Origin of the sequence: Phreatobacter oligotrophus, from assembly GCF_003046185.1 — a bacterium.
Lineage (GTDB): Bacteria > Pseudomonadota > Alphaproteobacteria > Rhizobiales > Phreatobacteraceae > Phreatobacter > Phreatobacter oligotrophus.
Window position 1 is genome coordinate 121,878 of record NZ_PZZL01000006.1, and the last position, 24,066, is coordinate 145,943.

Genomic DNA, 24,066 nt, shown 5'->3' on the forward strand with positions numbered 1-24,066 from the left:
GCGCGGCGGCGGGGCGGGCGGTGCGCTTCTGCGGTTCAGCCACGGGCGGGGCTCCAGCGGGCGGAGAGGCGGAGGAGGTCGGGCCCGAACGCACGATGGGCGAGGACGCCGAAGAACAGGGCCATGACGAGGACGCCGATGGGCACGCCGGTCACCATCATGCCGGGCCGGGCGACGAGCGGTAGCAGCCAGACGGCGGCGAGCAGCGTCTTCTCGTAGGGGCCAAAGCCCTTCTCGACGCCGTGGGCGGCGGTGAAGGCGACGGCGACCGCCAGGATCGTCATGTCGTAGTCGAGGCAGTAGGGCGTCGCGAGCAGCGCGCCGGTGGCGGTCAGGGCGGCGACGAGGCGGTGGTCGGCCCGCCGCCAGGCGGCAAGGGCGAGGGTCGCGACGACGAGCCCGGTGACGGCGAACTGCGCGCCATAGGCCAGCGGCAACGGCGCCCCGAAGGAGCGGAAGGCGGAGAAGGTGGACTGGATCTTGGCCCAGCCGGTGATGCCCTGTTCGAGGATCACCTCGCGGGTGAAGACCGCGCCCTTGAGGAAGGCCGTCCAGACCTCTGGACCGAGCCAGAGCGTCACGCCCGCCGCCATGGCGAGAACGGTGACGCCGGCCGCGAGCACGGCACGGACATGCCAGCCGAGCAGCATGACCACCGGCAGGACGAGCCCGAACTGCGGCTTGTAGGCGAGGAGCCCGATGCAGATCCCGGCGATGACCGGCCGCGTCGGCAGGAGCAGGAGGCCGAAGCCGAGGAGGCCAGCGGTGAGGAAGGCGTTGTGGCCGTGGCCGAGCGTCACGAAAACGGCGGGAAAGCCGATGGCGACCGCAAGCAGCGCCCGGTGCGGCGGGGCGATGGCCCTCACCGCCGCGAGATAGAGCGCGAAGGTCGAGGCCTGCCAGGCGATCAGCGCCGGCACATAGGGCAACAGCCCCATCAGCGCCGCGACCGCCAGGAAGAAGGGCGGATAGTGCCAGCCATAGACGTCGACAGCCGGGTTGGCGAAGACCTGCCGCTGGAAGGCGAAATGGGTCTCGGGATCGAAGAGGCCGACGGCATCGCCGCCGACCAGCATCCGCCCGGCCGTCCACATGCCCGAGAAGTCCGTGGCGATCGGCCGGCCGAACCGGTCCGTCATCGGCCCGCCGGTCGTCCAGATGAAGACGAGCGAGGCGGCACCGAACAGCGCGATCATCAGCGCATAGATGCGCGCGCGATCTTCGGTCAGCCAGTCGCCGCTGCGGAGGGAGGCCAGCATGGATGCCCCGGTTGCTCAACCGGGGCACCATCGCAGCAAGGCGCTAAGACAAGGTTAGCCGCGCGGTCTCAGCCAGAGGGCTGGATGTTGGCGGCGCGGATGATCTCCGCCCAGGTCTGCATCTCCTGGGCGTGATAGGGCCGGAAGGCGCCCGGATCGCGCACGGTGATGGTGAAGCCGAGCTTGGTGATGGCCTCGACCACGGAGGGCTTCGCCAGCGACGCGAGGATCTCGCGCGACAGCCGGTCGAGGGCCGCCTGCGGGGTCGCGGCCGGGGCGAAGAAGCCGGTCCAGCTCTCGGCGTCGGCGTCGGTCACGCCCTGCTCGCGCAGCGTGGCGACGTTCGGCAGCTGCGGATTGCGCTTCGGAGAGCCGATGGCGATGCCCCGCAGCAGGCCGCCCTGGATCTGGGTGAAGACGCTCGCCATGGTCGAGTTGGCAACGTCGATGCGGTTGCCGACGATGTCCTGCACCAGCGGCGCCGCGCCGCGATAGGGCACATGCGTCATCTTGATGCCGGTGCGCACCATGAAGAGCTCGGTCGACAGGTGCGAGCCCGAGCCGACGCCGGTCGAGCCGTAGTTGAGCGCGTCCGGCTTCGACTTGGCGAGCGCGATGAGCTCGGGAATGGTGCGGACCGGCAGGTCGTTCTTCACGACGAAGATGTGCTCGAAGGCACCGGCGCCGGCCAGCGGATAGAAGTCCTTCACCGCGTCGTAGCCCGGCTCCTTCAGCAGGAACATGTTGTTCCCGTGCGTCTGGTTGTTGCCGAAAGTGATGGTGTGGCCATCGGCATCGGCGCGGGCGACCTGCCGCGTGCCGATGGCGCCTGAGGCGCCGCCGACATTCTCCACCACCACCTGCTGGCCGAGGGGACCGGAAATGTCCTGCGCCACGATGCGGGCGATACCGTCGGTCGGGCCGCCCGCCGGATAGGCTACGACCAGCTTGACCGGCCGCGACGGCGACCAGGCCTGGGCCGAGGCGCCGCGGATGAAGAGGGGCGCGGCGAGGAGGCCGCCAAACCCGAGGACGACGCCGCGGCGCGTGGCCCGGCCGATGCTGCGCGCAGAGCTGCTCATGGGGTCCCTTCCTGATGATGGCTTCTATGAATGTTTTTCGCTTGTTCGCGCCGTGACGCGCGACTAAACGTCCCCGCCGGAACGCCGAGGCGCCGCGGAGAATTTGCACGCGGTCATAACGTGCCTTCGGGGATTTTCAAACTCGACGGAGTCGACCATGGCCTTTCTCGCCGACGCCCTGAAGCGCGTGAAGCCCTCTGCCACCATCGCCATGGCGCAGAAGGCCCGCGACCTGAACGCGCAGGGCAAGAAGGTCATCTCGCTCTCGGCCGGCGAGCCCGACTTCGACACGCCGGACAACATCAAGATGGCGGCCATCAAGGCCATCGCCGACGGCAAGACGAAGTACACGGCCGTCTCGGGCATCACCGAGCTGCGCCAGGCCATCGTCGCCAAGTTCAAGCGCGAGAACGGCCTCGACTACAAGTGGCAGCAGGCCATCGTCTGCACCGGCGGCAAGCAGGTCCTGTTCAACGCCTTCATGGCGACGCTGAACGCCGGCGACGAGGTCCTCATCCCCGCCCCCTACTGGGTGTCCTATCCGGAGATGGTGGCGCTCTGCGGCGGCACGCCGACCTTCGTCTCGGCCGGCCCGGAGACCAACTACAAGCTGACCGCCGAGGCCCTCGACAAGGCGATCACGCCGAAGACCAAGTGGTTCATCTTCAACTCCCCGTCGAACCCGACGGGCGCGGCCTATACCCGCGCGGAGCTGAAGGCGCTGACCGACGTGCTGATGAAGCACCCGCAGGTCTGGATCCTCACCGACGACATGTACGAGCATCTCGTCTACGGCGACTTCACCTTCACCACCCCGGCCCAGGTCGAGCCCGGCCTATACGAGCGCACCCTGACCATGAACGGCCTGTCCAAGGCCTATTCCATGACCGGCTGGCGCATCGGCTACGCTGCCGGCCCCGAGGCCCTCATCAAGGCGATGGACCTCGTCCAGGGCCAGCAGACCTCGGGCCCGAACTCCATCGCCCAGTGGGCCGGCGTCGAGGCGCTGAACGGCACGCAGGACTACATCCCCGTGCGCCGCAAGGCCTTCGAGCAGCGCCGCGACCTCGTGGTCTCCATGCTGAACCAGGCCAAGGGCCTGTCCTGCCCGACGCCGGAAGGCGCCTTCTACGTCTATCCCTCGATCCAGGACGTGATCGGCAAGAAGGCCCCCTCGGGCAAGACCATTGCAACGGACGAGGACTTCGCCATGGAGCTCGTCGAGAGCGAGGGCGTCGCGGTCGTCCACGGCTCGGCCTTCGGCCTCGGCCCGGCCTTCCGCCTCTCCTATGCGGAATCGACCGAGACGCTGACCGCGGCCTGCGAGAAGATCCAGAAGTTCTGCGCCGAGCTGCGCTGAACTCCTGTCCCCCTCCGGACACAAGAAAAGCGCGCCCTCGCCGGCGCGCTTTTTCGTTCCGGAGGTGATCAGGTCTCCTGCTTTCCCCAATGCCCCACCCTCACCCTCCCCTCTGGCGAGGGGAGGGAGGCTTTGGCGTCGTGGCCCCTTCGAAACGGCTGAGCCTGGCCCAACCGCTCCGGACGGATCGGGACATCGTGGTCTCCCTCCCCTCGCCAGAGGGGAGGGAGAGGGTGGGGCATTCCCGTCGCAACGATGATCGGCGTCGGCTGAACCTTTCCGCCAATCCCCGCGACCCACTCCCAAGTGAGCGGCTTCAGGGCCTCTCTTCGTGACGATCCCAGGCGACACGGCGCCTCTCGCCGGGATGTCCAACACGCGACGGCCAGGCCGTTAATGGAACCTTTACCCTGAGGGGCTGTTCTCGGGGCATTCGTCCGCGGGAGGATCGCCCGATGCCCCTCATGCCGCTCTCCTCCCTTGCTGCCGCCGTCACCGCCGTGGTGGGCCTTGCCGGTCTCTCCGGCGATGCGCCGCGTGCCGTGACGCCCCAGCCCGTCCTCTATTGCACCGGCTGCCTCTGCGACGAGGAGCGGCCCGACATGCCCGTTCCCGGCGAATGGCGTCCGAGCGGTCGCATGGGCGACCGCATCACCCTGCGCTTCCAGCCGCATGAGGCCGGCCGGACCGCCTCCTCGTGCCGGCGGCCGCAATCGCCGGGCTGACGAAAAATCTTAGGCGGTTTGAACCTTTCCGCCGCCCACCGCCACCCATGGTCAAGTTCATCGTCCTGCGGCCCGACAGCGCCGCCGACCGGAGACAGACCATGTCGACCCGCATCGCCCGTACCGCCTTTGCCGCCCTCGTCCTCGCTGCCGGCTTTGCCGCCGGCGCCAACGCGGCGCCCGCCCAGTCCCCGGCGCAGTCGCCGGGCACCCGCCCTGTCACCTATTGCGGCCCGTGCCTGTGCACCGCCACGCCGCCGGCCATGACCGTCTCGGGCGACTGGGTGCCGAACGGCCAGGTCCTCGGTGGCTCGCAGGTGCTGAAGTTCCGCCCCGCCGGCGAGGCCGTCTCGACCCCGACCATCTGCCAGCGCTGAGCCCTGCTCAGCGCCGAACTGCGCTCAGCCCTTGGCGGCCATCGCCATCAGCGTCTCGCGCATCTTCTCGTGGACGATATTGATGGCCTTGAGCGGCCGGATCATCACCTTGAAATGGGTGATGCGGTCGGCCTCGTCCCAGCTGATCATGTCGATGCCGTTGACGGCGATGCCGTCGATGACGGTGGCGAATTCCAGCACCGCCGAACGCTCGCCGAACCACTGGTTCGGATAGTGGAAGGCCTCGTTGTTGAGCACCTGGAAGGCCGCTGCCAGATATTTCGTGGTGATCGCCCGCCCCTCCTGCGGCGTGTGGACCACCGGGCTTTCGAACACCGCCGTCTCCGCCAGCAGGTCGGCGAGGCCGGCCACATCCCGCGCTTCGGCGACGGCGTGCCAGCGGCGGATGGCGGCGGGCATCGCGGCGTGAAGATCGGTCATCGGTCGTCCTCCCTGGTATGGCCGGGAGCCTCGCCCCGCAGCCGCCGGCCCGCAATCCGGCCGAACCGGGGATGGGACGCGCCGTTAACCCTCTCTTAACCTTTCGATTGTGAGGGCCCCGCCCCGCTCCTAGGGTCGCCTCCGGGATATGGGAGGCTCGGGTCCATGCGGCGGCTCGTCATCACGTTTTGCGGGATCTATCTCGCTGCCGCGGCGCTCGCCGCCGCGACCACGGGCTGGGGCCTGATCGAACCCGTGCCGGGCTATCGCCTCTCGCTGTTCTGGATGTCGCCGGACACGCTGGAGGCGCGGATCGACGCCCTCGTCGCCACCCATCGCATCTTCGAGGCGCAGGTCTATGCCGGCCTCCACGCCGTCTCCTGGGCGACCGTGCTCAGCCTCACCCTCGTCGGCGCGCTGCGGGCCCTCGTGGGCCCGAGCGAGCCGCTCGCCAATATCCGCTCCACCGCCATCGTCATGGGCGGCCTGGCCGGGCTCATCCTCATGTCCTGGCTGGCCCAGCCGATCCTCGACCAGGCGAGCCGCATTCCCTCGCCGACGACGGCGCTCTCCTCGATGCCGGGCTACTGGATCTTCGGCATGGCGCTGTCGGCCGCCATCACCGCCGGCCACCTGTCGCTCTTCGTCCACGACATGGTTCTGGCGGCGAAGAAGCGCTGGATCGGCGCGGACGCGGAAGCGGCGGCCTGACGCCGGTCAGACCGGCACGCGCACCGTCGCCCTGAGGCCCCCGAGCGGGCTGTCCGACAGGCTGATCTCGCCGCCATGGGACCGGGCGATGTCGCGGGCGATGGCAAGGCCGAGGCCCGAGCCGCCATCATCGACGTTGCGGGCGTCGTCGAGCCTCAGGAAGGGCTTGAACACGTCCTCGCGGTTCTCCGCCGGAATGCCCGGCCCGTCATCGTCCACCGTCACGGTCAGCCAGCGATGGTCGCGATGGCCGGTAATGGCGATGGCGTCGCCATAGCGCGCCGCATTGACCACCAGATTGGCGATGCAGCGGCGGAAGGCGTCGGGGCGGACCTTCACAGTGGGCTGGCCGTGATAGGCAACGGTGGTCGGCGCACCGGTGCGCTCGGCATCGGCGCCGATCTCCTTCAGCATGATCTCGATGTCGGTGACGGCCGGCGCCTCGCCGGCATCGCCGCGGGCAAAGGCGAGATAGCCCTCGACCATCCGCCCCATCTCATCGACGTCGCGGCGCAGCGCCTCCGTCTCCGGTCCCTCGGGAAGGAGCGCGAGTTCCAGCTTGAAGCGGGTGAGGATGGTGCGCAGGTCATGGCTGACGCCCGCCAGCATGGTGGTGCGCTGGTCGATCTGCCGCTCGATGCGCCGACGCATCTCGATGAAGGCCAGCGCCGCCTGGCGCACCTCGCTCGCCCCGCGCGGGCGGAAGCCGGCGACCTCGCGCCCCTTGCCGAAATCCTCCGCAGCGGCCGCCAGCGCCTGGATGGGGCGGATTTGGTTGCGCAGGAAGAGGATGGCGATGGCGATCAGCACCAGCGAGGCGATGACCATCCAGACGAGGAAGATGTGGCTGTTCGAGGCATAGGCCATGCCGCGCCGGGCAAAGACCTTCATGATCTTGCCGTCCTCGAGCTGGATGCGGATCTCCACCAGCGCCGAATTGCCGACCGTGTCGATCCAGAAGGGCCGGCCGACCTGCAGCGCGATCTCCCGCGACAGGGCGGCGTCGAGCACGTCGAAGAACGGCCGCGGCCCGGCCACCGGCAGGGGCTCGGGCGGCAGGATGTCGACCATCAGGTTCAGGCGCTCGCGCGCGATGCGCTTCAGCGTCGCGTCGTCACGGTCGGCCGGATAGGTGCGGTGGATGTCGATGAGGGCGGCGATGTCCTGTGTCACCGCCGCCGAGAGGCGATAGGTGACGAGCTGCCAGTGCCGCTCCATGAACACATAGGCGACGACGGACGGCAGGATGACGATCGGCGCGATGACGATGATGAGCGAGCGGGCATAGAGGCCCTTCGGCATCAGGTCGTTGAACCGCCGGCCCGACAGGTCTGAAAAGGTGGAGAAGCGGCTCGCGAGATTGGCGAGGACGCCGCGAAGGCCACCATAGGTCGAGCGCTGACGGTCGAGCGTGGACATGCCCGCTTATCGCCCCCCCGTCGCCGCGCTGCAACCCAATCCCGTTCACGTCCGGTAAATGTCGTTTGTGGTCTCTGGTCCGGGAGAACCGACAAATCACTTGAAATTTGAGTCGATCACGTTTCAGTGAAAATGTCGGATCCTAAGTGGTCCAGGGGGACTGCCAGTGTCGTTGCAAAGCCCGGCCCGCGCCGCCTCACGTGGCGCGTCCGTCTTGTTCGCGTCCCAAACCCGCCTTGCGGGCCTGTGGCGCAGCGTCGCAGCATCCCCTCGCGCGGGCCTCGCCATCGCACTCCTCGCCGTCACGCTGGTCTGGACGGCGGCCTGGATGCAGTGGTGGCTGAACGACCTCGTCGTGCCCTGGGACTCCAAGAACCAGTTCTACGCCTTCTTCCGGTTCCTCGCCTCGGCCATCCATTCCGGCGCGACGCCCTTCTGGAACCCCTACCATTATTCCGGCCATCCCAGCATCGCCGACCCGCAGTCGCTGATCTTCCAGCCGCCCTTCCTGATCTGGGCCTGGTTCGATCCGGAGCCGTCGCTCTTCGCCTTCGACTTCCTTGTCTTTTGCCACCTGCTCGTCGGCGGCCTGGCCATCGCCATCCACGGCCACCGCATCGGCTGGCCGGCCGCGGCCTCCGTGCTGGCGGCCACGGTCTTCATGCTCGGCGGCGTCGTTGCCGGCCGCATGAACCATGTCGGCATCATCACCGCCTACGGCCTCTTCCCGCTCGCGCTGCTGCTGCTCGACATCGCCCTCGACCGCCGGTCGATCCTGTCCGCCATCGGCTTCACCCTGACCGCCGTGCTGCTGGCCATCGGCCGCACCCAGGAGCCGATGCTGCTCAGCGCCATCCTCGTCGCCTATGCGTTGACCAAGGTGGCGGTGCAGGAGCGCCCCCTCGCCTATCTCGGCCGCCGCCTCCACCTCTTCGTGCTGATGGCGCTGCTCGGCGCCGCGCTCATGGTGGTGCCGATCCTGCTGACCGCTCAGCTCGCCAGCTTCTCCAACCGCCCCGCGGTGGACCTTGAGACGGCGCTGACCTCGTCCTGGTTCCCCGTGAACCTCGCCACCTTCTTCGCCCCCGACGCCCTCGGCTCGCTGCAGCCCAGCGCCACCGGCGACTGGGGTCCGAGCCATGGCACGCGGCCCGGCATCGACAGCACCGACCGCTCCTTCAACTATCTCTTCGCCGGCACGCTGACCGCGCTGCTCCTGCTCTGGCACGGCCTTGCCGGCGGCCGCATCTTCGCCTCCGGCCGGCGGGTCTTCGCCATCGTGGCGCTGGCGGGCCTTGCCTATGCGCTCGGCCGCTACACGCCGGTCTTCCCCTTCCTCTTCGAGCATGTGCCGGGCGTCTCGCGCTTCCGCCGGCCGGTCGGTGGCCTCTTCATCGTCGTCATCGGCCTCGCCTATCTCGCCGGCTTCCTCCTCGCCGACTATGTCCGCCGCGGCCTGCCCCGCCTCAACCGGGTCGTGGCGATCGGCCTTGGGCTCGGCACGGCGGGTGTGCTCGCCTGGGCGATCCAGTTCTCGGCCCATTCCGGCAAGGGCTGGGAGTCAGCCCTCGCCATCGCCAAGGTCGCGCCGATCTATGTCGCGCTGATCGTCCTCCTGGCCTGGCCGAAGACGGCGCGCCTGCGCCTCGCGGCTGCGAGCCTTGCGGTCGTCGTCACCGGCGGCGAACTCGTGCTGCGCAATGCCGGCTCCTCCCTCAATGCCGAGCCGCGCGCCTGGTACGCCTTCCTCGAGAAGCCGGCCGGCCGCGACGCCGGCATCATCGCCACCCTCACCCGCGAGCTGAAGAAGCACGGCTCGCGTGCCACCCGCCCGCGCGTCGAGATCGTCGGCCTCGGCGGGCCCTGGCAGAACGCCGCCATGGTCTATGGCTTCGAGGCCACCAACGGCTACAACCCGCTGCGCATCGGCCCCTATGACCGTCTCGTCTCGCCCGGCGAGAGCCCCTACACGGTCCTGCACCGGCAGTTCCCGACCTCGTTCCCCAGCTACAGCTGCGACCTCTCCAAGCTGCTCGGCCTCGAATACATCGTGCTCGACCGGCCCATCGAGCAGATGCCGCACCTCGCCCAGCGCTCGGTGGTCGAGACGGTCATGGCCGGCCCGCGCGCCTGGATCTACCGCCTGCCCGACCCCTCGCCGCGCGTCGCCCTCGCCAGCGCCGTCCGCGTCGCCGATGCCGACGCCTTCATCGAGGCCGGCAGCTTCCCGCGCGTGAACGGCACGCACCAGGAGGTCATGGTCGACGACGATGACGAGCTGAGCCAGCAGGCCACCGCCAACCAGCAGGCTACCCCCCGCCAGGGCACCGCCAGTGCCCTCACCCCCGCCATGCAGGCGCTGATGCGCTCGCCCGGCAAGGCCGAGATCACCGCCTGGCGCCCCGACCGGATCGAGGTTGCCGTCGATGCGCGCGTCTCGACCGTGCTCACCCTCCACGAGCCCTGGTATCCGGGCTGGGAGGTTGAGGTCGACGGCGTGCGCAAGCCGCTGCTGCGCTCCGACGTGCTGTTCCGCGGCGTCGAAGTGCCGGCCGGCGCCAGCAAGGTCGTCTTCGCCTACCGACCGCTGTCGCTCGAAAACCTCAAAGCGGCGCTCGACGGCCTGCTCGGCCGCGACGAGTGATCTAGCCCGTGGGGCAGGCCGCGGCAGGCGCCGGGCGCAGCAGGAAGACGCGGTCGTCGCTGCGCGCAAGGTCCGGGCTCGACCCGCTCTCGCCCTCCACCTCCAGCCGCGCAATGGTGAGGCGCAAGCCGTCCGCCGAAGGAGCGATCCGGAACGAGCCGGTGTCGCCCTCGCCCGCACAGGCCGCGCCATCGCCGGCAGGCGAGCAGATGGCCAGCGTCGAGAAGGTCTCCGTCCCGCTGCGCAGCCGGAAGCCGACGCGCACCGTGAACCGCCGCGGGCTGTTCTCAGCCGCGACCTCCACCCGCTCGCGCACGAGATGGATCGCCACCACGCGCTGGCGCGGGTTGCGCGCGAGATGTTCCCGGTCATAGGCCCGCGCGAAACAGGGATCGCCCGCCCCTCCCGCGCCCGTCAGCCGGTCGAACAGGCTTTGCGCCGCCACAGGGCTGGAGGCCATGCCTGCAAGGCAGGCGAGCGTGACGGCGGATGGGATGCGCATGCGGGTCACCTCTGGCGATCTCCTGCCAGACTAGGCCGCGCCGGCCTTGCCGCCAAATGCCCCGGGAGGACGGCGAGCCTTGCTCCCTCGGGCGCTTTCCGCTATGGAGCCGCGTCCCGTGGCATCTCCGCACCCCTGGAGGCTCCCGCCGCGGGTCTTTCTTTTGGAGAACAAGACCATGGCTGCCAACGCAACGTTGTCGGCGACGGTCCGCGCGAAGGGCGGCAAGGGGGCCGCACGCGCAGAACGTCGTCAGGGCCGCGTGCCCGGTGTGATCTACGGGGACAAGAAGCCCCCGGTGCTGATCGCGATCGACTACAAGACCCTTCACCAGCGCATCTATGCCGGTCACTTCCTCTCGACGGTGTTCGAGCTCGAGGTCGACGGCCAGAAGCATCGCGTCATTCCGCGCGACTACCAGCTCGATCCCGTCAAGGACACCCCGGTCCATGTCGACTTCCTGCGCCTCGGCGCCGGTGCGGAGATCAGCGTCGAGATCCCGATCCACGTGAAGGGCGCCGAAGCCTCGCCGGGCATCAAGGCCGGCGGCACGGTCAACCTCGTCCTGCACGCGCTCACCCTGCTCTGCAACGCCGACAACTTGCCCGATGGCGTCGATGTCGACATCTCGGCCCTCGGCGTCGGTGACAGCGTCCACGTCCAGGACGTCAAGCTGCCGGCCGGCACGCGTTTCGCCTCCAAGGAGAACGTGACGCTGCTGTCGATCGTCGCCCCGACGGTGTCCGCCGCCGAGCCGGCCGCCGAGGCCCCTGCGGCCGCCGCGCCCGCCGCCAAGAAGTGATCCGGCGGGGCCCTGGCCCCACCGTGACCGGCATCGGGGCGCCCTCTCGCAGGGCGCCCCTTGTCATTTGAGACGCGAACACGCGCGAGAGACCCTGGCCCATGATCCTGATGGCGGGCCTCGGCAATCCCGGGGCGAAATACCAGTACAACCGGCACAATATCGGCTTCATGGCGATGGAGGCGATCCATCGGCGTCATCGCTTCTCGCCCTGGCGCCAGCGCTTCCAGGGGCTCACCGCGGAAGGCACGATCGGCCCACAGAAGGTGCTGCTGCTGATGCCCGGGACCTTCATGAACGAGAGCGGCCGGGCCGTCGGCGAGGCCATGCGCTTCTTCAAGATCGCGCTCGGCGACGTCATCGTCTTCCACGACGAGCTCGACCTGCCCCCCGCCAAGCTCCGGGTGAAGACCGGCGGCGGCAATGCCGGCCATAACGGCCTGCGCTCGATCACCGCCCAGTGCGGCAACGACTATCGCCGCGTGCGCATGGGCATCGGCCATCCCGGCGACAAGGCGCTGGTCCATGCCTATGTCCTCAACGACTTCGCCAAGGCCGAGACGCCCTGGGTGGAGGACCTCTGCGCGGCCTGCGCCGACCATGCCGAGCTGCTGGCCAGCGGCGACGATCCCGGCTTCCAGAACCGCATCCACCTCGCCATGGAGGGCCGCGGCTGGGGCGAGGTGAAGCGCGTCGGCGAGAAGGACGCGCCCAAAGCCTGACGCTCACGCCCTGACGCCGCCACCCGCGGCCCTTGACACCCCCGCGCCTGCATTCGACAAGGCGCCGAACCACGAGATCGGACCTCCCATGGGCTTCAAATGCGGCATCGTCGGCCTGCCGAACGTCGGCAAGTCGACCCTCTTCAACGCCCTGACGCAGACGGCGGCGGCGCAGGCCGCCAACTATCCGTTCTGCACCATCGAGCCGAATGTCGGCGACGTGGCCGTGCCGGACCCGCGGCTCGACCAACTCGCCGCCATCGGCAAGTCGCAGCAGATCATCCCGACCCGCATCACCTTCGTCGACATTGCCGGCATCGTCCGCGGCGCCTCCAAGGGTGAGGGCCTCGGCAACCAGTTCCTCGCCAACATCCGCGAGGTCGACGCCATCGTCCACGTCGTGCGCTGCTTCGAGGACGGCGACATCACCCATGTCGAGGGCAAGGTCGATCCGATCGCAGACATCGAGACCATCGAGACCGAGCTGATGCTCGCCGACCTCGAGAGCCTCGAGAAGCGCGTCGTCAACCTCGAGAAGAAGGCCCGCTCCGGCGACAAGGAGTCGAAGGAGCTGGTGGACCTCATCAACCGCGCCCTCGTCCACCTGCGCGACGGCCGCCCGGCCCGCATGACCGAGGTGAAGCCGGAGGAGCAGAAGGCCTTCGAGATGCTGAACCTGCTCACCTCCAAGAAGGTGCTCTACGTCTGCAACGTCGAGGAGGCCTCCGCCGACAAGGGCAATGCCTTCTCCGAGAAGGTCTTCGCCCGCGCCAAGGAGGAGGGCGGCAAGGCCGTCGTCGTCTCGGCGAAGATCGAGAGCGAGATCGCGGTCATGCCGGCCGAGGACCAGAAGGACTTCCTGGAGGCCGTCGGCCTCACCGAGCCGGGCCTCAACCGCGTCATCCGCGCCGGCTACGAGCTCCTGTCGCTGGTGACCTATTTCACCGTCGGCCCGAAGGAGGCCCGCGCCTGGACCATCACGCAGGGCACCAAGGCGCCCGGCGCCGCCGGCGTCATCCACACCGACTTCGAGAAGGGCTTCATCCGCGCCGAGACCATTGCCTATGCCGACTACACCGCGCTCGGCGGCGAGGCCGGTGCGCGCGATGCCGGCAAGCTGCGGCTCGAGGGCAAGGAATACGTCGTGGCCGACGGCGACGTGCTGCACTTCCGCTTCGCCAACTGAGGCGGGGACGTTTCGCCAACGGTTCCGCCCGTCTGGTCTGAGGCGTCGCCCTGCCAGCCTCGCCCTGCCAGCCGCACCAACCACCTCTCCCCGGCGGGGAGAGGTCGACGAGCGCAGCGAGGCGGGAGAGGGAAGCCCTCTCCGAACAGCCTCAAGCCCCCTCTCCCGGCCTTCGGCCGACCTCTCCCCGCCGGGGAGAGGTGAAGACAGCGCCAGCTGCGGCGGCGGTCTTCCAATCGCCCCCTGCTCCGCATCATGCCCGGCACAAGGCCGGTCATGGCGGCTGGAGGGACCACCGCCTCCCTGCCCCCCTCACCACCCTGCCAAACGTCCAGCGGGACGAAGCCCTCCCTTTCCGGCATAAGGCGGAACAGCCACGTCGCCGGATACAAGGTTCGGAGGACAGATTGACCACCACACGCCCCTACCCCGCCTTCGAGGACTTCGTGCCCGGCGAGATCACCACCTTCGGCGCCTATGAGGTGACCAGGGAGGAGGTGATCGACTTCGCCAGCCAGTTCGATCCGCAGCCCTTCCATCTCGACGAGGAGGCCGGCCGCGCCTCCATGCTCGGCGGGCTCGCGGCCTCCGGCTGGCATTCCTGCGCCATCCTCATGCGCATGATGTTCGACGGCTTCATGAATGGCTCGACCTCCATCGGCTCGCCCGGCATTGACGAGGTGCGCTGGCTGAAACCGGTCTTCCCGGGCGACGTGCTGTCGGTCCGCCGCGAGATTCTCGATGCGCGGCCCTCGGCCTCCAAGCCGGACCGCGGCGTCGTCCGCTTCCGCTTCCAGCTGATGAACCAGAAGGGCGAGGTGGTCATGGAGCAGACCAACCCGATCTTCTTCGCCCGCCGCCAGTCCGCCGGGGCCTGACCATGTACGACGACATCGTCATCGGCGAGCGCGAGCGGCTCGGCGCCTATACCTTCACCGCCGAGGCCATCATCGCCTTCGCCCGCAACTACGACCCGCAGCCCTTCCACCTCTCCGAGGAAGGCGGCAAGGCCACCCATTTCGGCGGGCTCGTCGCCTCCGGCTGGCACACCGGCAGCCTCTGGATGCGGATGCGGGTGGAGCATTCGCAGCGCATCGCCGCCGAGCGCGCCGCCAAGGGCCTGCCGCCGCAGTGGAACGGTCCCTCCGGCGGCTTCACCAACCTCAAATGGCCGCGGCCGGTCAGGGCCGGCGACACCGTGACCTACTACACGGAATATGTGTCGAAGAGGCCGCTCGCCTCCCGCCCCGGCTGGGGCATCGTCTTCTCGCTGAACACCGGCGAGAACCAGCACGGCGAGCTGGTCTTCGCCTTCGACGGCTCCGTCTTCGTGCCGCTCTGAGCGTCAGCGGCCCTGCCGCGCCAGCCAGGCGCGCATCTCGCCGATCTCGCGCTCCTGCTCGCGGATGACATCCTCCGCCCATTTGCGCACCTGCGCGTCCTTGCCATGGGCGAGGACCACCTTCGCCATGTCGATGGCGCCCTGGTGGTGCGGGATCATGCCCTTCACGAAATCGACGTCGGCATCGCCGGTGAAGGCGATGTCCATGTCGCGATGCATGCGGGCATTGGCGGCGCGGTAGCCCTCGGTCGCGGCGCTAGCGGCGCGCGGCGCGGCCGCATGGCCGCCATGGGCACCATGGCCGTGGGTCTGCGCGAGAAGAGGCAGGCCGCCGCCGGTCAGCGCGGCGGAGACCGCGAGGCCGGCAGCGAAGGCGAGAGCGAGGGCGGGGATCGAGGTGCGGCGCATGGGAGGCTCCCGGACGTTGTCTGGCCAGGGGATGCACCTTCCCACCGTGGGAAGGTCAAGACGTCATCGGGAAGGATCGAGGGCACCGAGCCGACAATCCGCGGAAAAACAGGACTGGCACAAGGGCCTGTCTGAGGGACCTGGGGAGGATCCGATGAGCGCCATGCTCGCACTGATGATGGCCGGCCAGATCATCGCTTCGGTGCCCGCCGAAGCGGCTCCGCGCCCGGAGCCGGTTCAATATGTCGAGGACCGTCGCGGCAACCTGCGGGGCGAAGGCCGCCACTTCGGCCGCGGCTTCGACGTTGAACGCTCCCGCCGCTCCGGCACCACGACCTACCGGGGCACCGGCGGCAATTTCGGCGGCGGATACGAGCAGCGCGGCAACCGCGTCACCGGCACCGGCAACCGGTTCGGCTCGGGCTACGAGGTCCAGCGCAACCGCATCACCGGCACCGGATCGAATTTCGGCGCGGGCTGGGAGCGCCGCCCCAATGGCAGCTGGTACGGCACGGGGCGGAATTTTGGCAGGAACTGCCCGGCTGGCAGCCGCCCGCCGGTCGGCTGCAGCTGAGCCTCGCCAGGGCTAGTGCCCGTCGAAGGCCATGAGCGCCCGCACCGGCAGCCCCATGGCGCGCAGCCGGGCCGCACCGCCGAGCTCCGGCAGGTCGATGATGAAGCAGGCCGCCACCACATCGGCGCCGATCTGGCGCAAGAGCTTCACCGCGCCCTCGGCCGTGCCGCCCGTGGCGATGAGGTCGTCGACGAGGATGACCTTCTCGCCGGGCCGGATGGCGTCGACATGGATCTCCATCTCGTCGGTGCCATATTCCAGCGCATAGGCCATGCGCACGGTCTGGTGGGGCAGCTTGCCCTTCTTGCGGATCGGCACGAAGCCGGCGGAGAGCTGGTGCGCCACCGCCCCGCCGAGGATGAAACCGCGCGCCTCGATGCCCGCGACCTTGTCGATCTTCGCCCCCGCATAGGGATGGACGAGCTGGTCCACGGCGCGGCGGAACGCCCGCGCATCGCCGAGCAGCGTGGTGATGTCGCGAAACATGATGCCGGGCTTGGGATAGTCCGGAATGGTCCTGATCGCCTGGCGCAGATCCCCGTCGTCCGTCATCCGCTCACATCCCCGTGCCGGCGCACCGGCAAAACCTTACCGCGAATTCACTGGCGCATCCTCTGCGCCCTGTCCAACTCTAGCCGGGGAGCGACACCCAGAAAACGGGATGTGTCCGGCAGGACGCGCCCCTCGACCCGGAGAGACCCATGACCATGCCCGCCCAGCCGGCCCCAACCACCTGGCAGCCGACGCCGGTCACCCTGACCGCCCTCGACGTGCCCTTCCTTCGGCTCGTCGCCTTCTTCTTCAAGGCGGCCCTCGCGGCCATTCCCGCCATCATCGCGGTGGCGATCGTGGTGCGCCTCGTCGCCGGCCTGCTCTTCTGGGGCTTCGCCACGTGGCGCTATGGCTATATGGGCATGGGCCCCTTCGGCCTGTGACGCCTCAGCGGCCGAGCACGCGGCCGGCTACCGCATCGAGCTTCGCCACGAGCGCGGGGTCGCGATGCTCCTTCGCCGTGATGATGGCGTGCTCCAGGGCCCGGTCCGAATGGATCGGGCAGGGCTCGTGCTCTGCGGGGAAATCACGCGCAAGGCGGGCGACCAGGCGGCGCGCCTTGTCGGCATTGGCGTGGAGGTGGTGGACGACGAGCGAGACATCCACCGGTCCGACCTCCTCGTGCCAGGCGTCGTAGTCCGTCACCATCCCGACGAAGGCGAAGGAGATCTCGGCCTCGCGCGCGAGCTTGGCCTCGGGCATGGAGGTCATGCCGATCAGGTCCCAGCCCTGCCCCTTGTGGAACAGGCTCTCGGCCAGCGTCGAGAAGGCCGGACCCTCCATGCAGACGGCCGTGCCGCCGACCTGATGGGCGATGCCCTCCGCCTCGGCGGCCGCCGCCACGCGCTTCTGCAGCAGCGGCGCCACGGGGTGCGAGAAGGCGACATGGGCGACGCAGCCCTGGCCGAAGAAGCTGGATGTGCGCAGATAGGTCCGGTCGACGAACTGGTCGGCCAGGACGAAATGGCCCGGCGGCAGCTCGCCCTTGAACGAGCCGACGGCGGAGAGCGAGACGAGGTCGGTGACCCCTGCCCGCTTCAGCACGTCGATATTGGCGCGGTAATTGATGTCGGAGGGGCTGAGGCGATGGCCCCGGCCATGCCGCGGCAGGAATACGATCTCGGTGCCGCCGATGCGCCCGCGGCGCAGCACGTCCGAGGGCTCGCCCCAGGGCGAGGCGATGGCGACCTCCTCCAGCCCCTCGAGGCCCGGCAGGTCGTAGATGCCCGACCCGCCCATGATGCCCAGAACCGCCTTGGCCATGCGCCCGTCCCCTCAAAGCCCCACGAAAAAGGGCCGCTCGCGCGGCCCTTCGTCAAGTCCCTGCGGTCACGCCTCAGGCGTGGCCTTCGACGTCCTTCCAGACCTTCTTCTTGGTGAAGTAGGTCAGGCCGCCGAGCACCAGCAGGAACAGCAGCACCTGGAAGCCGATGCGCTTGCGCTGCTCGAGATGCGGCTCGGCCGTCCACATCAGGAAGGCGGTGACGTCGGCGGCATACTGCACAGCGGTCTGCGGCGAACCGTCGGAATAGGTCACCTGGCCGTCCTGCAGCACGTTCGGCATGGCGACAGCGTTGCCCGGATAGTACTTGTTGTAGTGGGTGCCGGGCGGCGTGTCGTGCCCGTCTTCGTAACCGCGAAGGAAGGCCTTCACGTAGTCGGCACCCTGCTCCTGGTAGAGCGTGACGATGTCGAACAGGAAGCGCGGGAAGCCGCGCTCATAGGTGCGCGCCTTCGGCATCAGCGACAGGTCCGGCGGAGCCTTGCCGCCATTGGCGGTCTCGGCGGCCTTCTTGTTCGGGAACGGGCCGGGGATGCGGTCGGCAAGGCGCGGGGTGCGCTCAGCCGGCTGGCCGTCGTCGCCGATCTCGCGGACCTTGTGGACCCAGTCGGCGGCAATCTGCGCCGCCTGGGCGGCGCTGAAGCCCGGGCCGCCGGGCTGGGCGAGGTTGCGGAACGAGATCTGCTCGATGCCGTGGCAGGCCGAGCAGACCTCCTTGTAGACCTGGAAGCCGCGCTGCAGCTGCGCCCGGTCGAAGGTGCCGAAAATGCCGGCAAACGACCAGTTGAAGCGCGGCGGCTCCACCTGCTCGGCGGCCGAGGCCGGCGAGAGGGTGGCGGCGAGGGCGAGGCCGGCAAGACCGGCCGCCGCCATGCGGAGAGAGAAACGCGTCATCTCATGAAGTCCTTCGGTTCTCTCAACCTTTGGTCTGCGGCGCGGCAGCGGCGCCGGCCGTGACGGGAGCCGCACCGCGGTTCTTGCCCAGCACCGCATCGGCGATGGAGGCCGGAAGCTGGCGCGGGGTCTCGAACAGGCCGAGCAGCGGCAGCACCACCAGGAAGTACGCGAAGTACAGGCCGGTGAAGATCAGCGACAGCACGGTGTAGGGGTACTCGGCCGGCTTGGAGCCGAGCCAGCCCAGCATCACGCAGACCACGACGAAGGCCCAGAAGAACTGCTTGTGCAGCGGGCGATAGGCCGAGGACTTGACCTTCGAGGTGTCGAGCCAGGGCAGGAAGGCCAGCACCGCGATGGCCGCGAACATGGCCAGAACGCCGCCAAGCTTCGAGGGGATCGTGAAGATGATCAGGTTGATGTCGAAGGTGATGGCGCGGAGGATCGCGTAGAAGGGCAGGAAGTACCACTCCGGCACGATATGCGGCGGCGTCACCAGCGGGTCAGCCGGCACGTAGTTCACGGCATGGCCGAGATAGTTCGGCTGGAAGAAGGCGAACCAGACGAAGAAGGCCAGGAAGAACACGAGGCCGACCGCGTCCTTGATCGTGGCGTAGGGGGTGAAGGGAACGGTGTCCTTCTTCACGTCCTTCACCTCGACGCCGGCCGGATTGTTCTGGCCGGTCACGTGCAGCGCCCAGACGTGCAGGACGACGACGCCCGCGATCATGAAGGGCAGCAGGTAGTGCAGCGAGAAGAAGCGGTTCAGCGTCGGCTGGTCGACCGAATAGCCGCCCCACAGGAACTCGACGATGGTCGGGCCGACCAGCGGGATGGCCGAGAACAGGTTGGTGATGACGACCGCGCCCCACAGGGACATCTGGCCCCAGGGCAGCACATAGCCGAGGAAGGCGGTGGCCATCATCAGCAGGTAGATGATGACGCCGAGGATCCAGAGCACCTCGCGGGGGGCCTTGTAGGACCCGTAATAGAGGCCGCGGAAGATGTGGATGTAGACGGCGATGAAGAACATCGACGCGCCGTTCGAGTGCAGATAGCGGATCATCCAACCGTAGTTGACGTCGCGCATGATCTTCTCGACCGAGTTGAAGGCGAGGTCGACATGAGCGGTGTAGTGCATCGCCAGCACCACGCCGGTGACGATCTGCGCCACCAGCATGAACGAGAGGATGGCGCCGAAGGTGTAGAAGTAGTTCAGGTTCTTCGGGACCGGATAGGCGATGAAGCTGTCATAGACGAGGCGCGGCAGCGGCAGACGGGAATCCATCCACTTTCCGATGCCCGACGTCGGGGTGTAGTGCGAATGACCCTGCATGGTCGTGAATACCTCTGGATCGGGACGTCAGGCGGCGGAACCAGGCGCACCGGTGATGCGGATGCGCGTGTCGCTGACGAAGGTGTACTGCGGGATGGGCAGGTTGGCCGGCGCGGGGCCCTTGCGGATGCGGCCCGACGTATCGAAGTGCGAACCGTGGCAGGGGCAGAACCAGCCGCCATAGTCACCCTGGTTGCCCAGCGGCACGCAGCCGAGATGGGTGCAGTTGGCGGCGGTGATGAGCCACTTGGCCTTGCCTTCCTTGACGCGGGCCGAGTCGGGCTGCGGGTCGCGCAGCGTCTTCACGTCGACGTCCTGGGCAGCCTTGATCTCGGCCTCGGTCCGGTTGCGGACGAAATAGGGCTTGCCGCGCCAGAGGATCTTGATCTGGCCGCCGTCCGGGATCGAGGCGAGGTCGAGCTCGACCGGGGCGCCGGCTGCGATGGTGCCGGCGTCGGGCGCCAGCTGGCTGATGAAGGGCCAGATCGCCGCAGCGCCGCCAACGGCAGCAGCAGCCCCCGTCGCCAGGAACAGGAAATCACGGCGATCGCCCTCGGCATGTTGAACGCTTGCCACTTCTTGTCGTCCTTTCGCTCGTCGGTCCGACAACCGGGACCCAATCGCTCCGACCAGGCGAGGGGCACCTCCGCGGAAGACCGGACCGGCATGGGGCTGCCTGAGAGTGGCGCCACCACGCCGAATGGCCCTAACGAGCCACGGAATCCACGCGGGACCTTGATCGGCGACGCTTATTCGCACCGTTATAAGGTGATGTCCAGCCCGGCCTTGAGAACACCGTATTGCACTGTACGGGACCTTCGTCGGAGGCATGAACCGACAGGCCGTCCGTTTCGTATTTTCTGAATGTGCTGAATGAACCGGTGATGATCCGCCTCGCCCTCTACCAGCCCGACATCGCCCAGAACACCGGCACGATCCTGCGCATGGCCGCCTGTCTCGGCATCGCCGTGGACATCATCGAGCCCGCCGGATTTCCCGTATCCGACAGGGCTTTCCGCCGCGCCGGCATGGATTACCTGGACCACGTTTCGTGGTGCCGGCACGACGATTGGGCGGCTTTCGAGGCCTCCCGACGGGCGGAAGGCCGCCGTCTCGTGCTCACCACCACGCGTGGCAGCGTTCCGCATGTGGATTTCGCCTTCCAGCCCGGCGATGTCGTCATGGCAGGACGGGAATCGGCGGGTGTGCCGGAGGAGGTCCATGCCGCCGCCGACGCACGAATCCTCATCCCGCTGCGGCCGGGGCTGCGATCGCTCAATGTCGCCATCGCCAGCGCCATCATCGCGGGGGAAGCCCTGCGCCAGCTCGGCGGCTTTCCGCCGCAGGCGGGAGCCCCTTCCTGACGCGAAAAGGGCCGCCCCCTCAAGGGAGCGGCCCTGGTCATCCGATGCGCGCTGGCGCGATCAGTAGCGGGCCATCGGGCCCGGACCGGTCGAGAACAGGTAGTTCAGGCCGATCTTGACGGTGTGCACGTTGTTGCGGATCCGCACTTCGTTCGCCGGATCGAGCGAGCCAGGGCCGGCCAGCTGCGTCGAGGAGCCGAAGTCGTAGTACATGTACTCGAGCTTCGTGGTCACGTTCGGGGTCCAGGCATATTCGAGGCCGGCGCCAAGGGCGTAGCCGACGCGCGAATTGCTGTAGGAGCCGACCTGCGTCACCGTCGCCGCGTCATAGGTGCGGTTGCGGAAGTTGCCGAAGGCCACGCCGCCGGTGCCGTAGATCAGGGTGCGGTCCCAGGCCCAGCCGATGCGGCCGCGGATCGTGCCGAGGAAGTTCGCCCGCGAGGCGCAGGTGAAGGCCGGGTTCGGGCAGGACGACCAGCCCGACAGATCGGCGGCCGAGGCATCGCCCTCGATGCCAAGCACCAGCTGGTTGATCTGGTAGTTATAGCCGAGCTGGACACCGCCGAAGATGCCGTCCGAGGAGGGCGAGGTGAAGGTGCCGGCGGGGATGAAGCCCCAGTTGGAGCGGCCCCAGCCATAGCCGAGATGGACGCCGCCATAGATGCCGGTCCAGGAGAAGCCGGCGGGAACGGCCACGACCGTGTCGGCCACCGGCTGGCGGGGCCGCATGAGGTCGGCGGCCTGGGCCGGCTGGAACGCGAGGACGGCCATCGAGGCCGCGCCGGCGAGGAGAAGGTTCTTCATGTGTGTCGTCCCTTGCAAAGCCCGGCCTTGCGGCCCGGCTACCAACGATGAGAACCCCGCCCCCTCCCCGAGGTTCCCGGTGTACGAACGGAACCGGCGTGACAGCTTCCGCCGGCGACTGCAACCGGCCGCGCGGAAAGCCCGGTAACGAGGTGTAGACGGGCGGTATCGACGTCTTGGGCGGGCGGTTCGCGGGGCTTTCGCTGTCACCGCAAAGCCACTCACGCTGCGTTAGGCCGGGGCACGAGGCCCCCCCCCTGCGCAAGATGGGCCGCGCGGGGGCCGCCCGTGATGAGCTGAAGCGGGAGAACCCGGTCAGTAGCGGGCGCTGACGGCCGACGGGCCGGTCGAGAACAGATAGCTCAGGCCGACCTTCATCGTGTGATACTGGAAGCGGGCGCGGACGGGATCGCCATCGAAGCCGGCGTAGCTGGCGCGACCCAGGTCGAAGTACAGATACTCGGCCTTGGCGGTCCAGTTCTGGGCGAAGGCATATTCGACACCGGCGCCCACGGCATAGCCGACGCGAAACCGCGAACTGCTGATGGGGCCGCCGGCCGTCACGGTGGTGACGCGCGTGTCGCCGTAGCCGAGACCACCGGTCACGTAGAACAGGGCGCGATCAGCGGCGAGACCGCCGCGAAGGCGGGTCGAGCCGAGCCAGTTCGTCCGCGACGTGCAGGTCCAGGTCGCGTTGGCGCCGCAGATGTCGCGGTCGCTGAAGGCCGCCGCGCTCAGATCCTGCTCGACGCCGATGACGAAATTGTTGACCTGCCAGTTATAGCCACCATGCAGGCCGCCGAAGATGCCCTTGGGGTTGCTGGCCACGGTTTCCGCCACGTAGGTCCAGCCCGTGCGACCCCAGCCATAGCCGAGATGGCCACCCAGATAGAAGCCGGTCCAGTTGAACGGCGCAGCCTGCGCCACAACGGTCGCCGCGACAGACTGGCGCGGCCGCACCAGATCGGCGGCCTCAGCGCCGGCAGTCAGGGCGATCAGTGCAGCGGCAGCGGCAAGAAGAGATGTCTTCATGATGCAGTCCTTCAGCGTCGGGCGGACCCGGTCAGAATGATGAGGCCATGGACACCAGAATAATGTCGGCCTGATCAATCGAAAATCGCGCGCCTGCAGTGAGTGACCTGCAAGGTCATGCAGCAACGGCGCGCCATGTGTGGCACTGCAGCAACTGTGACGGGGCAGGGAATGACTGACTTTCCATGTTATTTACGGCAGGTCACCGAATCATCGTCCATGAAGTCCGGCTGCACCGCCCGCCACAAACGCAAACGGGCCACCCGAAGGCGGCCCGCTCGTTCCTCCGACGCTGGACGCGTCAGAAATCAGTAGCGCGCGACGACGGCCGAGGGGCCGGTCGAGAAGAGGTAGTTCACGCCGAGTTTCACGGTGTGGACCTCGTTGCGGATCGGCATGAAGTAAACTGGGCCGGCCGGACGGGTGCCGAAGTTGTAGTAGTTGTACTCGAGCTTGGCGGTCCAGTTCTGGGTGATGGCGTACTCGACGCCGCCCCCGAGGGTCCAGCCGGTGCGGGTGAAGCGCTCGATCGGGGCGGCGTTCTGCGACCAAGCGGCGTTCTGGATGCCGAGACCGCCGGTCACGTAGAGGAGTGCGCGGTCGACAGCGAAGCCGGCGCGGGCGCGGACCGAGCCGAGCATGTTGGTGCGCAGCGAGAAGGTCGGGGCAGCAGTAGCGCGACCCGTGATCGCGGCGAAGGCGAGGTCAGCCTCTGCGCCGAGGACGAACTGATTGATCTGGTAGTTGTAGCCGATCGTGGCGCCCAGGAGCGGGCCGTTGCCGGTACCGGCGCCGGGACCAAACGCGTTGAAGTTGTTCCAGCCATAGCCGGCAAAGGCGCCGACATAGAAGCCGGTCCAGGAGAAGGCCGGGGCGACGACGGCGGCGGCGACCGGGGCGCGGCGCGAGCCAAGATCGGCAGCCTGGGCGCCGGCGGCGAAGGCGACGAGCGCTGTAGTGGCGAGGAGAAGCGTCTTCATTAGGCAGCCCTTTAGCGCCGGGCAGACCCGGGCGAAACGATCGATCAAGGAAAACCAGAAGAATGCCAGCTTGATCAATGACAAATCGCGCCCCCGAGGTGAATACCCTCCAAGGTCATGCGATGACGTTGCGTCATATGTGGCACTGCAGCAACTGTGACGGGGCAGGGAATGACTGACTTTCCATGTCATTTACGACGGGGTACCCGAATCATCGTCCATGAAGTCTGGCTGAACCGCCCGCCACAAACGCAAACGGGCCGCCCGA

Annotated in this window: 27 protein-coding genes; 13 read left to right on the forward strand and 14 right to left on the reverse strand. The window is 68.3% G+C overall.

What is annotated here, in order from left to right; genetic code table 11:
* Positions 1 to 35: 35 nt before the first annotated feature.
* Together C8P69_RS15020 and C8P69_RS15025 are read right to left on the reverse strand one after the other, a co-directional pair.
* Positions 36 to 1,259: a glycosyltransferase family 87 protein gene (locus tag C8P69_RS15020; RefSeq protein WP_108178245.1), complete on the reverse strand. Its 1,224-nt coding sequence runs from the start codon at positions 1,257 to 1,259 to the stop codon at positions 36 to 38.
* 68 nt (positions 1,260 to 1,327) lie between these two features.
* On the reverse strand, positions 1,328 to 2,341 hold the full coding sequence (locus C8P69_RS15025) for a Bug family tripartite tricarboxylate transporter substrate binding protein (protein WP_108178246.1): 1,014 nt from the start codon (positions 2,339 to 2,341) through the stop codon (positions 1,328 to 1,330).
* A 157-nt stretch (positions 2,342 to 2,498) separates the two neighbouring features.
* Here C8P69_RS15025 and C8P69_RS15030 point away from each other — a divergent pair, with 157 nt between their 5' ends.
* From C8P69_RS15030 to C8P69_RS15040, 3 genes are all read left to right on the forward strand, one after another.
* On the forward strand, positions 2,499 to 3,701 hold the full coding sequence (locus C8P69_RS15030) for a pyridoxal phosphate-dependent aminotransferase (protein ID WP_108178247.1): 1,203 nt from the start codon (positions 2,499 to 2,501) through the stop codon (positions 3,699 to 3,701).
* 455 nt (positions 3,702 to 4,156) lie between these two features.
* Positions 4,157 to 4,426, forward strand: coding sequence for a hypothetical protein (locus C8P69_RS15035; protein ID WP_108178248.1), 270 nt, complete (start codon positions 4,157 to 4,159; stop codon positions 4,424 to 4,426).
* Positions 4,427 to 4,527: 101 nt separating this feature from the next.
* On the forward strand, positions 4,528 to 4,803 hold the full coding sequence (locus C8P69_RS15040) for a hypothetical protein (RefSeq protein ID WP_146167351.1): 276 nt from the start codon (positions 4,528 to 4,530) through the stop codon (positions 4,801 to 4,803).
* A gap of 24 nt (positions 4,804 to 4,827) precedes the next feature.
* On the opposite strand, the gene C8P69_RS15045 is transcribed toward C8P69_RS15040, so the two are convergent.
* Positions 4,828 to 5,244 (reverse strand): nuclear transport factor 2 family protein, encoded by a 417-nt coding sequence (locus C8P69_RS15045; RefSeq protein ID WP_245902062.1) that lies wholly within the window; start codon positions 5,242 to 5,244, stop codon positions 4,828 to 4,830.
* A gap of 165 nt (positions 5,245 to 5,409) precedes the next feature.
* Here C8P69_RS15045 and C8P69_RS15050 point away from each other — a divergent pair, with 165 nt between their 5' ends.
* Positions 5,410 to 5,955, forward strand: a complete 546-nt coding sequence (locus tag C8P69_RS15050) for a hypothetical protein (RefSeq protein ID WP_108178250.1) — start codon at positions 5,410 to 5,412, stop codon at positions 5,953 to 5,955.
* 6 nt (positions 5,956 to 5,961) lie between these two features.
* Here C8P69_RS15050 and C8P69_RS15055 read toward each other — a convergent pair whose 3' ends face one another.
* Positions 5,962 to 7,374 (reverse strand): ATP-binding protein, encoded by a 1,413-nt coding sequence (locus C8P69_RS15055; RefSeq protein WP_108178251.1) that lies wholly within the window; start codon positions 7,372 to 7,374, stop codon positions 5,962 to 5,964.
* A 214-nt stretch (positions 7,375 to 7,588) separates the two neighbouring features.
* Here C8P69_RS15055 and C8P69_RS15060 point away from each other — a divergent pair, with 214 nt between their 5' ends.
* A complete protein-coding gene (locus C8P69_RS15060; protein WP_146167352.1) occupies positions 7,589 to 10,018 on the forward strand; it encodes a YfhO family protein in 2,430 nt (809 codons plus the stop codon).
* Between the two features lies 1 nt (position 10,019).
* On the opposite strand, the gene C8P69_RS15065 is transcribed toward C8P69_RS15060, so the two are convergent.
* Positions 10,020 to 10,520 carry a hypothetical protein gene (locus C8P69_RS15065; protein ID WP_146167353.1) on the reverse strand — a complete coding sequence of 167 codons (501 nt, stop codon included), beginning with the start codon at positions 10,518 to 10,520 and terminating at the stop codon, positions 10,020 to 10,022.
* Between the two features lie 178 nt (positions 10,521 to 10,698).
* Between C8P69_RS15065 and C8P69_RS15070 the strand changes: the two genes are divergently transcribed.
* The 5 genes from C8P69_RS15070 (at position 10,699) to C8P69_RS15090 (ending at position 14,572) form a co-directional block, all read left to right on the forward strand.
* Complete coding sequence (locus C8P69_RS15070) at positions 10,699 to 11,322, forward strand: 50S ribosomal protein L25/general stress protein Ctc (protein WP_108178377.1); 624 nt, start codon at positions 10,699 to 10,701, stop codon at positions 11,320 to 11,322.
* Positions 11,323 to 11,423: 101 nt separating this feature from the next.
* Positions 11,424 to 12,044, forward strand: coding sequence for an aminoacyl-tRNA hydrolase (gene pth, locus C8P69_RS15075; RefSeq protein WP_108178254.1), 621 nt, complete (start codon positions 11,424 to 11,426; stop codon positions 12,042 to 12,044).
* Positions 12,045 to 12,132: 88 nt separating this feature from the next.
* On the forward strand, positions 12,133 to 13,230 hold the full coding sequence (gene ychF, locus C8P69_RS15080) for a redox-regulated ATPase YchF (protein ID WP_108178255.1): 1,098 nt from the start codon (positions 12,133 to 12,135) through the stop codon (positions 13,228 to 13,230).
* Positions 13,231 to 13,637: 407 nt separating this feature from the next.
* Positions 13,638 to 14,108 carry a MaoC family dehydratase gene (locus C8P69_RS15085; RefSeq protein WP_108178256.1) on the forward strand — a complete coding sequence of 157 codons (471 nt, stop codon included), beginning with the start codon at positions 13,638 to 13,640 and terminating at the stop codon, positions 14,106 to 14,108.
* Between the two features lie 2 nt (positions 14,109 to 14,110).
* A complete protein-coding gene (locus C8P69_RS15090; RefSeq protein ID WP_337957403.1) occupies positions 14,111 to 14,572 on the forward strand; it encodes a MaoC family dehydratase in 462 nt (153 codons plus the stop codon).
* A 3-nt stretch (positions 14,573 to 14,575) separates the two neighbouring features.
* Here C8P69_RS15090 and copM read toward each other — a convergent pair whose 3' ends face one another.
* The gene (gene copM, locus C8P69_RS15095) at positions 14,576 to 14,980 is read right to left on the reverse strand and encodes a CopM family metallochaperone (RefSeq protein WP_108178258.1); all 405 of its coding nucleotides are present in this window, start codon (positions 14,978 to 14,980) and stop codon (positions 14,576 to 14,578) included.
* Between the two features lie 154 nt (positions 14,981 to 15,134).
* On the opposite strand from copM, the gene C8P69_RS15100 reads away from it, so the two are divergent.
* Entirely contained in the window at positions 15,135 to 15,554 is a 420-nt protein-coding gene (locus C8P69_RS15100) for a hypothetical protein (RefSeq protein ID WP_108178259.1), read from the forward strand.
* Positions 15,555 to 15,566: 12 nt separating this feature from the next.
* Here C8P69_RS15100 and C8P69_RS15105 read toward each other — a convergent pair whose 3' ends face one another.
* Positions 15,567 to 16,106 carry an adenine phosphoribosyltransferase gene (locus tag C8P69_RS15105; protein ID WP_108178260.1) on the reverse strand — a complete coding sequence of 180 codons (540 nt, stop codon included), beginning with the start codon at positions 16,104 to 16,106 and terminating at the stop codon, positions 15,567 to 15,569.
* Positions 16,107 to 16,255: 149 nt separating this feature from the next.
* Between C8P69_RS15105 and C8P69_RS15110 the strand changes: the two genes are divergently transcribed.
* Complete coding sequence (locus C8P69_RS15110; RefSeq protein WP_108178261.1) at positions 16,256 to 16,489, forward strand: hypothetical protein; 234 nt, start codon at positions 16,256 to 16,258, stop codon at positions 16,487 to 16,489.
* A 4-nt stretch (positions 16,490 to 16,493) separates the two neighbouring features.
* Here C8P69_RS15110 and C8P69_RS15115 read toward each other — a convergent pair whose 3' ends face one another.
* From C8P69_RS15115 to petA, 4 genes are all read right to left on the reverse strand, one after another.
* Positions 16,494 to 17,369 (reverse strand): S-methyl-5'-thioadenosine phosphorylase, encoded by an 876-nt coding sequence (locus C8P69_RS15115; RefSeq protein WP_108178262.1) that lies wholly within the window; start codon positions 17,367 to 17,369, stop codon positions 16,494 to 16,496.
* 73 nt (positions 17,370 to 17,442) lie between these two features.
* Complete coding sequence (locus tag C8P69_RS15120) at positions 17,443 to 18,282, reverse strand: cytochrome c1 (RefSeq protein WP_108178263.1); 840 nt, start codon at positions 18,280 to 18,282, stop codon at positions 17,443 to 17,445.
* Between the two features lie 22 nt (positions 18,283 to 18,304).
* Positions 18,305 to 19,618, reverse strand: coding sequence for a cytochrome b (locus C8P69_RS15125; RefSeq protein ID WP_108178264.1), 1,314 nt, complete (start codon positions 19,616 to 19,618; stop codon positions 18,305 to 18,307).
* Positions 19,619 to 19,645: 27 nt separating this feature from the next.
* Positions 19,646 to 20,194: a ubiquinol-cytochrome c reductase iron-sulfur subunit gene (gene petA, locus C8P69_RS15130; protein WP_245902063.1), complete on the reverse strand. Its 549-nt coding sequence runs from the start codon at positions 20,192 to 20,194 to the stop codon at positions 19,646 to 19,648.
* Positions 20,195 to 20,502: 308 nt separating this feature from the next.
* Here petA and C8P69_RS15135 point away from each other — a divergent pair, with 308 nt between their 5' ends.
* Positions 20,503 to 20,982, forward strand: coding sequence for a tRNA (cytidine(34)-2'-O)-methyltransferase (locus tag C8P69_RS15135; protein WP_108178266.1), 480 nt, complete (start codon positions 20,503 to 20,505; stop codon positions 20,980 to 20,982).
* 60 nt (positions 20,983 to 21,042) lie between these two features.
* On the opposite strand, the gene C8P69_RS15140 is transcribed toward C8P69_RS15135, so the two are convergent.
* The 3 genes from C8P69_RS15140 to C8P69_RS15150 form a co-directional block, all read right to left on the reverse strand.
* Positions 21,043 to 21,786 (reverse strand): outer membrane protein, encoded by a 744-nt coding sequence (locus C8P69_RS15140; protein ID WP_108178267.1) that lies wholly within the window; start codon positions 21,784 to 21,786, stop codon positions 21,043 to 21,045.
* 315 nt (positions 21,787 to 22,101) lie between these two features.
* Positions 22,102 to 22,818, reverse strand: coding sequence for an outer membrane protein (locus tag C8P69_RS15145; protein ID WP_108178268.1), 717 nt, complete (start codon positions 22,816 to 22,818; stop codon positions 22,102 to 22,104).
* Between the two features lie 308 nt (positions 22,819 to 23,126).
* Positions 23,127 to 23,798 carry an outer membrane protein gene (locus C8P69_RS15150; RefSeq protein ID WP_108178378.1) on the reverse strand — a complete coding sequence of 224 codons (672 nt, stop codon included), beginning with the start codon at positions 23,796 to 23,798 and terminating at the stop codon, positions 23,127 to 23,129.
* Positions 23,799 to 24,066: the final 268 nt, after the last annotated feature.

Excerpts from the sequence above, each read along its gene's own strand:
- C8P69_RS15020 (WP_108178245.1), bottom strand. The coding sequence starts at position 1,259 with ATGCTGGCCTCCCTCCGCAGCGGCGACTGGCTGACCGAAGATCGCGCG.
- C8P69_RS15025 (WP_108178246.1), bottom strand. The coding sequence starts at position 2,341 with ATGAGCAGCTCTGCGCGCAGCATCGGCCGGGCCACGCGCCGCGGCGTC.
- C8P69_RS15030 (WP_108178247.1), top strand. The coding sequence starts at position 2,499 with ATGGCCTTTCTCGCCGACGCCCTGAAGCGCGTGAAGCCCTCTGCCACC.
- C8P69_RS15035 (WP_108178248.1), top strand. The coding sequence starts at position 4,157 with ATGCCCCTCATGCCGCTCTCCTCCCTTGCTGCCGCCGTCACCGCCGTG.
- C8P69_RS15040 (WP_146167351.1), top strand. The coding sequence starts at position 4,528 with ATGTCGACCCGCATCGCCCGTACCGCCTTTGCCGCCCTCGTCCTCGCT.
- C8P69_RS15045 (WP_245902062.1), bottom strand. The coding sequence starts at position 5,244 with ATGACCGATCTTCACGCCGCGATGCCCGCCGCCATCCGCCGCTGGCAC.
- C8P69_RS15050 (WP_108178250.1), top strand. The coding sequence starts at position 5,410 with ATGCGGCGGCTCGTCATCACGTTTTGCGGGATCTATCTCGCTGCCGCG.
- C8P69_RS15055 (WP_108178251.1), bottom strand. The coding sequence starts at position 7,374 with ATGTCCACGCTCGACCGTCAGCGCTCGACCTATGGTGGCCTTCGCGGC.
- C8P69_RS15065 (WP_146167353.1), bottom strand. The coding sequence starts at position 10,520 with ATGCGCATCCCATCCGCCGTCACGCTCGCCTGCCTTGCAGGCATGGCC.
- C8P69_RS15070 (WP_108178377.1), top strand. The coding sequence starts at position 10,699 with ATGGCTGCCAACGCAACGTTGTCGGCGACGGTCCGCGCGAAGGGCGGC.
- pth (WP_108178254.1), top strand. The coding sequence starts at position 11,424 with ATGATCCTGATGGCGGGCCTCGGCAATCCCGGGGCGAAATACCAGTAC.
- ychF (WP_108178255.1), top strand. The coding sequence starts at position 12,133 with ATGGGCTTCAAATGCGGCATCGTCGGCCTGCCGAACGTCGGCAAGTCG.
- C8P69_RS15090 (WP_337957403.1), top strand. The coding sequence starts at position 14,111 with ATGTACGACGACATCGTCATCGGCGAGCGCGAGCGGCTCGGCGCCTAT.
- copM (WP_108178258.1), bottom strand. The coding sequence starts at position 14,980 with ATGCGCCGCACCTCGATCCCCGCCCTCGCTCTCGCCTTCGCTGCCGGC.
- C8P69_RS15100 (WP_108178259.1), top strand. The coding sequence starts at position 15,135 with ATGAGCGCCATGCTCGCACTGATGATGGCCGGCCAGATCATCGCTTCG.
- C8P69_RS15105 (WP_108178260.1), bottom strand. The coding sequence starts at position 16,106 with ATGACGGACGACGGGGATCTGCGCCAGGCGATCAGGACCATTCCGGAC.
- C8P69_RS15110 (WP_108178261.1), top strand. The coding sequence starts at position 16,256 with ATGACCATGCCCGCCCAGCCGGCCCCAACCACCTGGCAGCCGACGCCG.
- C8P69_RS15115 (WP_108178262.1), bottom strand. The coding sequence starts at position 17,369 with ATGGCCAAGGCGGTTCTGGGCATCATGGGCGGGTCGGGCATCTACGAC.
- C8P69_RS15120 (WP_108178263.1), bottom strand. The coding sequence starts at position 18,282 with ATGACGCGTTTCTCTCTCCGCATGGCGGCGGCCGGTCTTGCCGGCCTC.
- C8P69_RS15125 (WP_108178264.1), bottom strand. The coding sequence starts at position 19,618 with ATGCAGGGTCATTCGCACTACACCCCGACGTCGGGCATCGGAAAGTGG.
- C8P69_RS15135 (WP_108178266.1), top strand. The coding sequence starts at position 20,503 with ATGATCCGCCTCGCCCTCTACCAGCCCGACATCGCCCAGAACACCGGC.
- C8P69_RS15140 (WP_108178267.1), bottom strand. The coding sequence starts at position 21,786 with ATGAAGAACCTTCTCCTCGCCGGCGCGGCCTCGATGGCCGTCCTCGCG.
- C8P69_RS15145 (WP_108178268.1), bottom strand. The coding sequence starts at position 22,818 with ATGAAGACATCTCTTCTTGCCGCTGCCGCTGCACTGATCGCCCTGACT.
- C8P69_RS15150 (WP_108178378.1), bottom strand. The coding sequence starts at position 23,798 with ATGAAGACGCTTCTCCTCGCCACTACAGCGCTCGTCGCCTTCGCCGCC.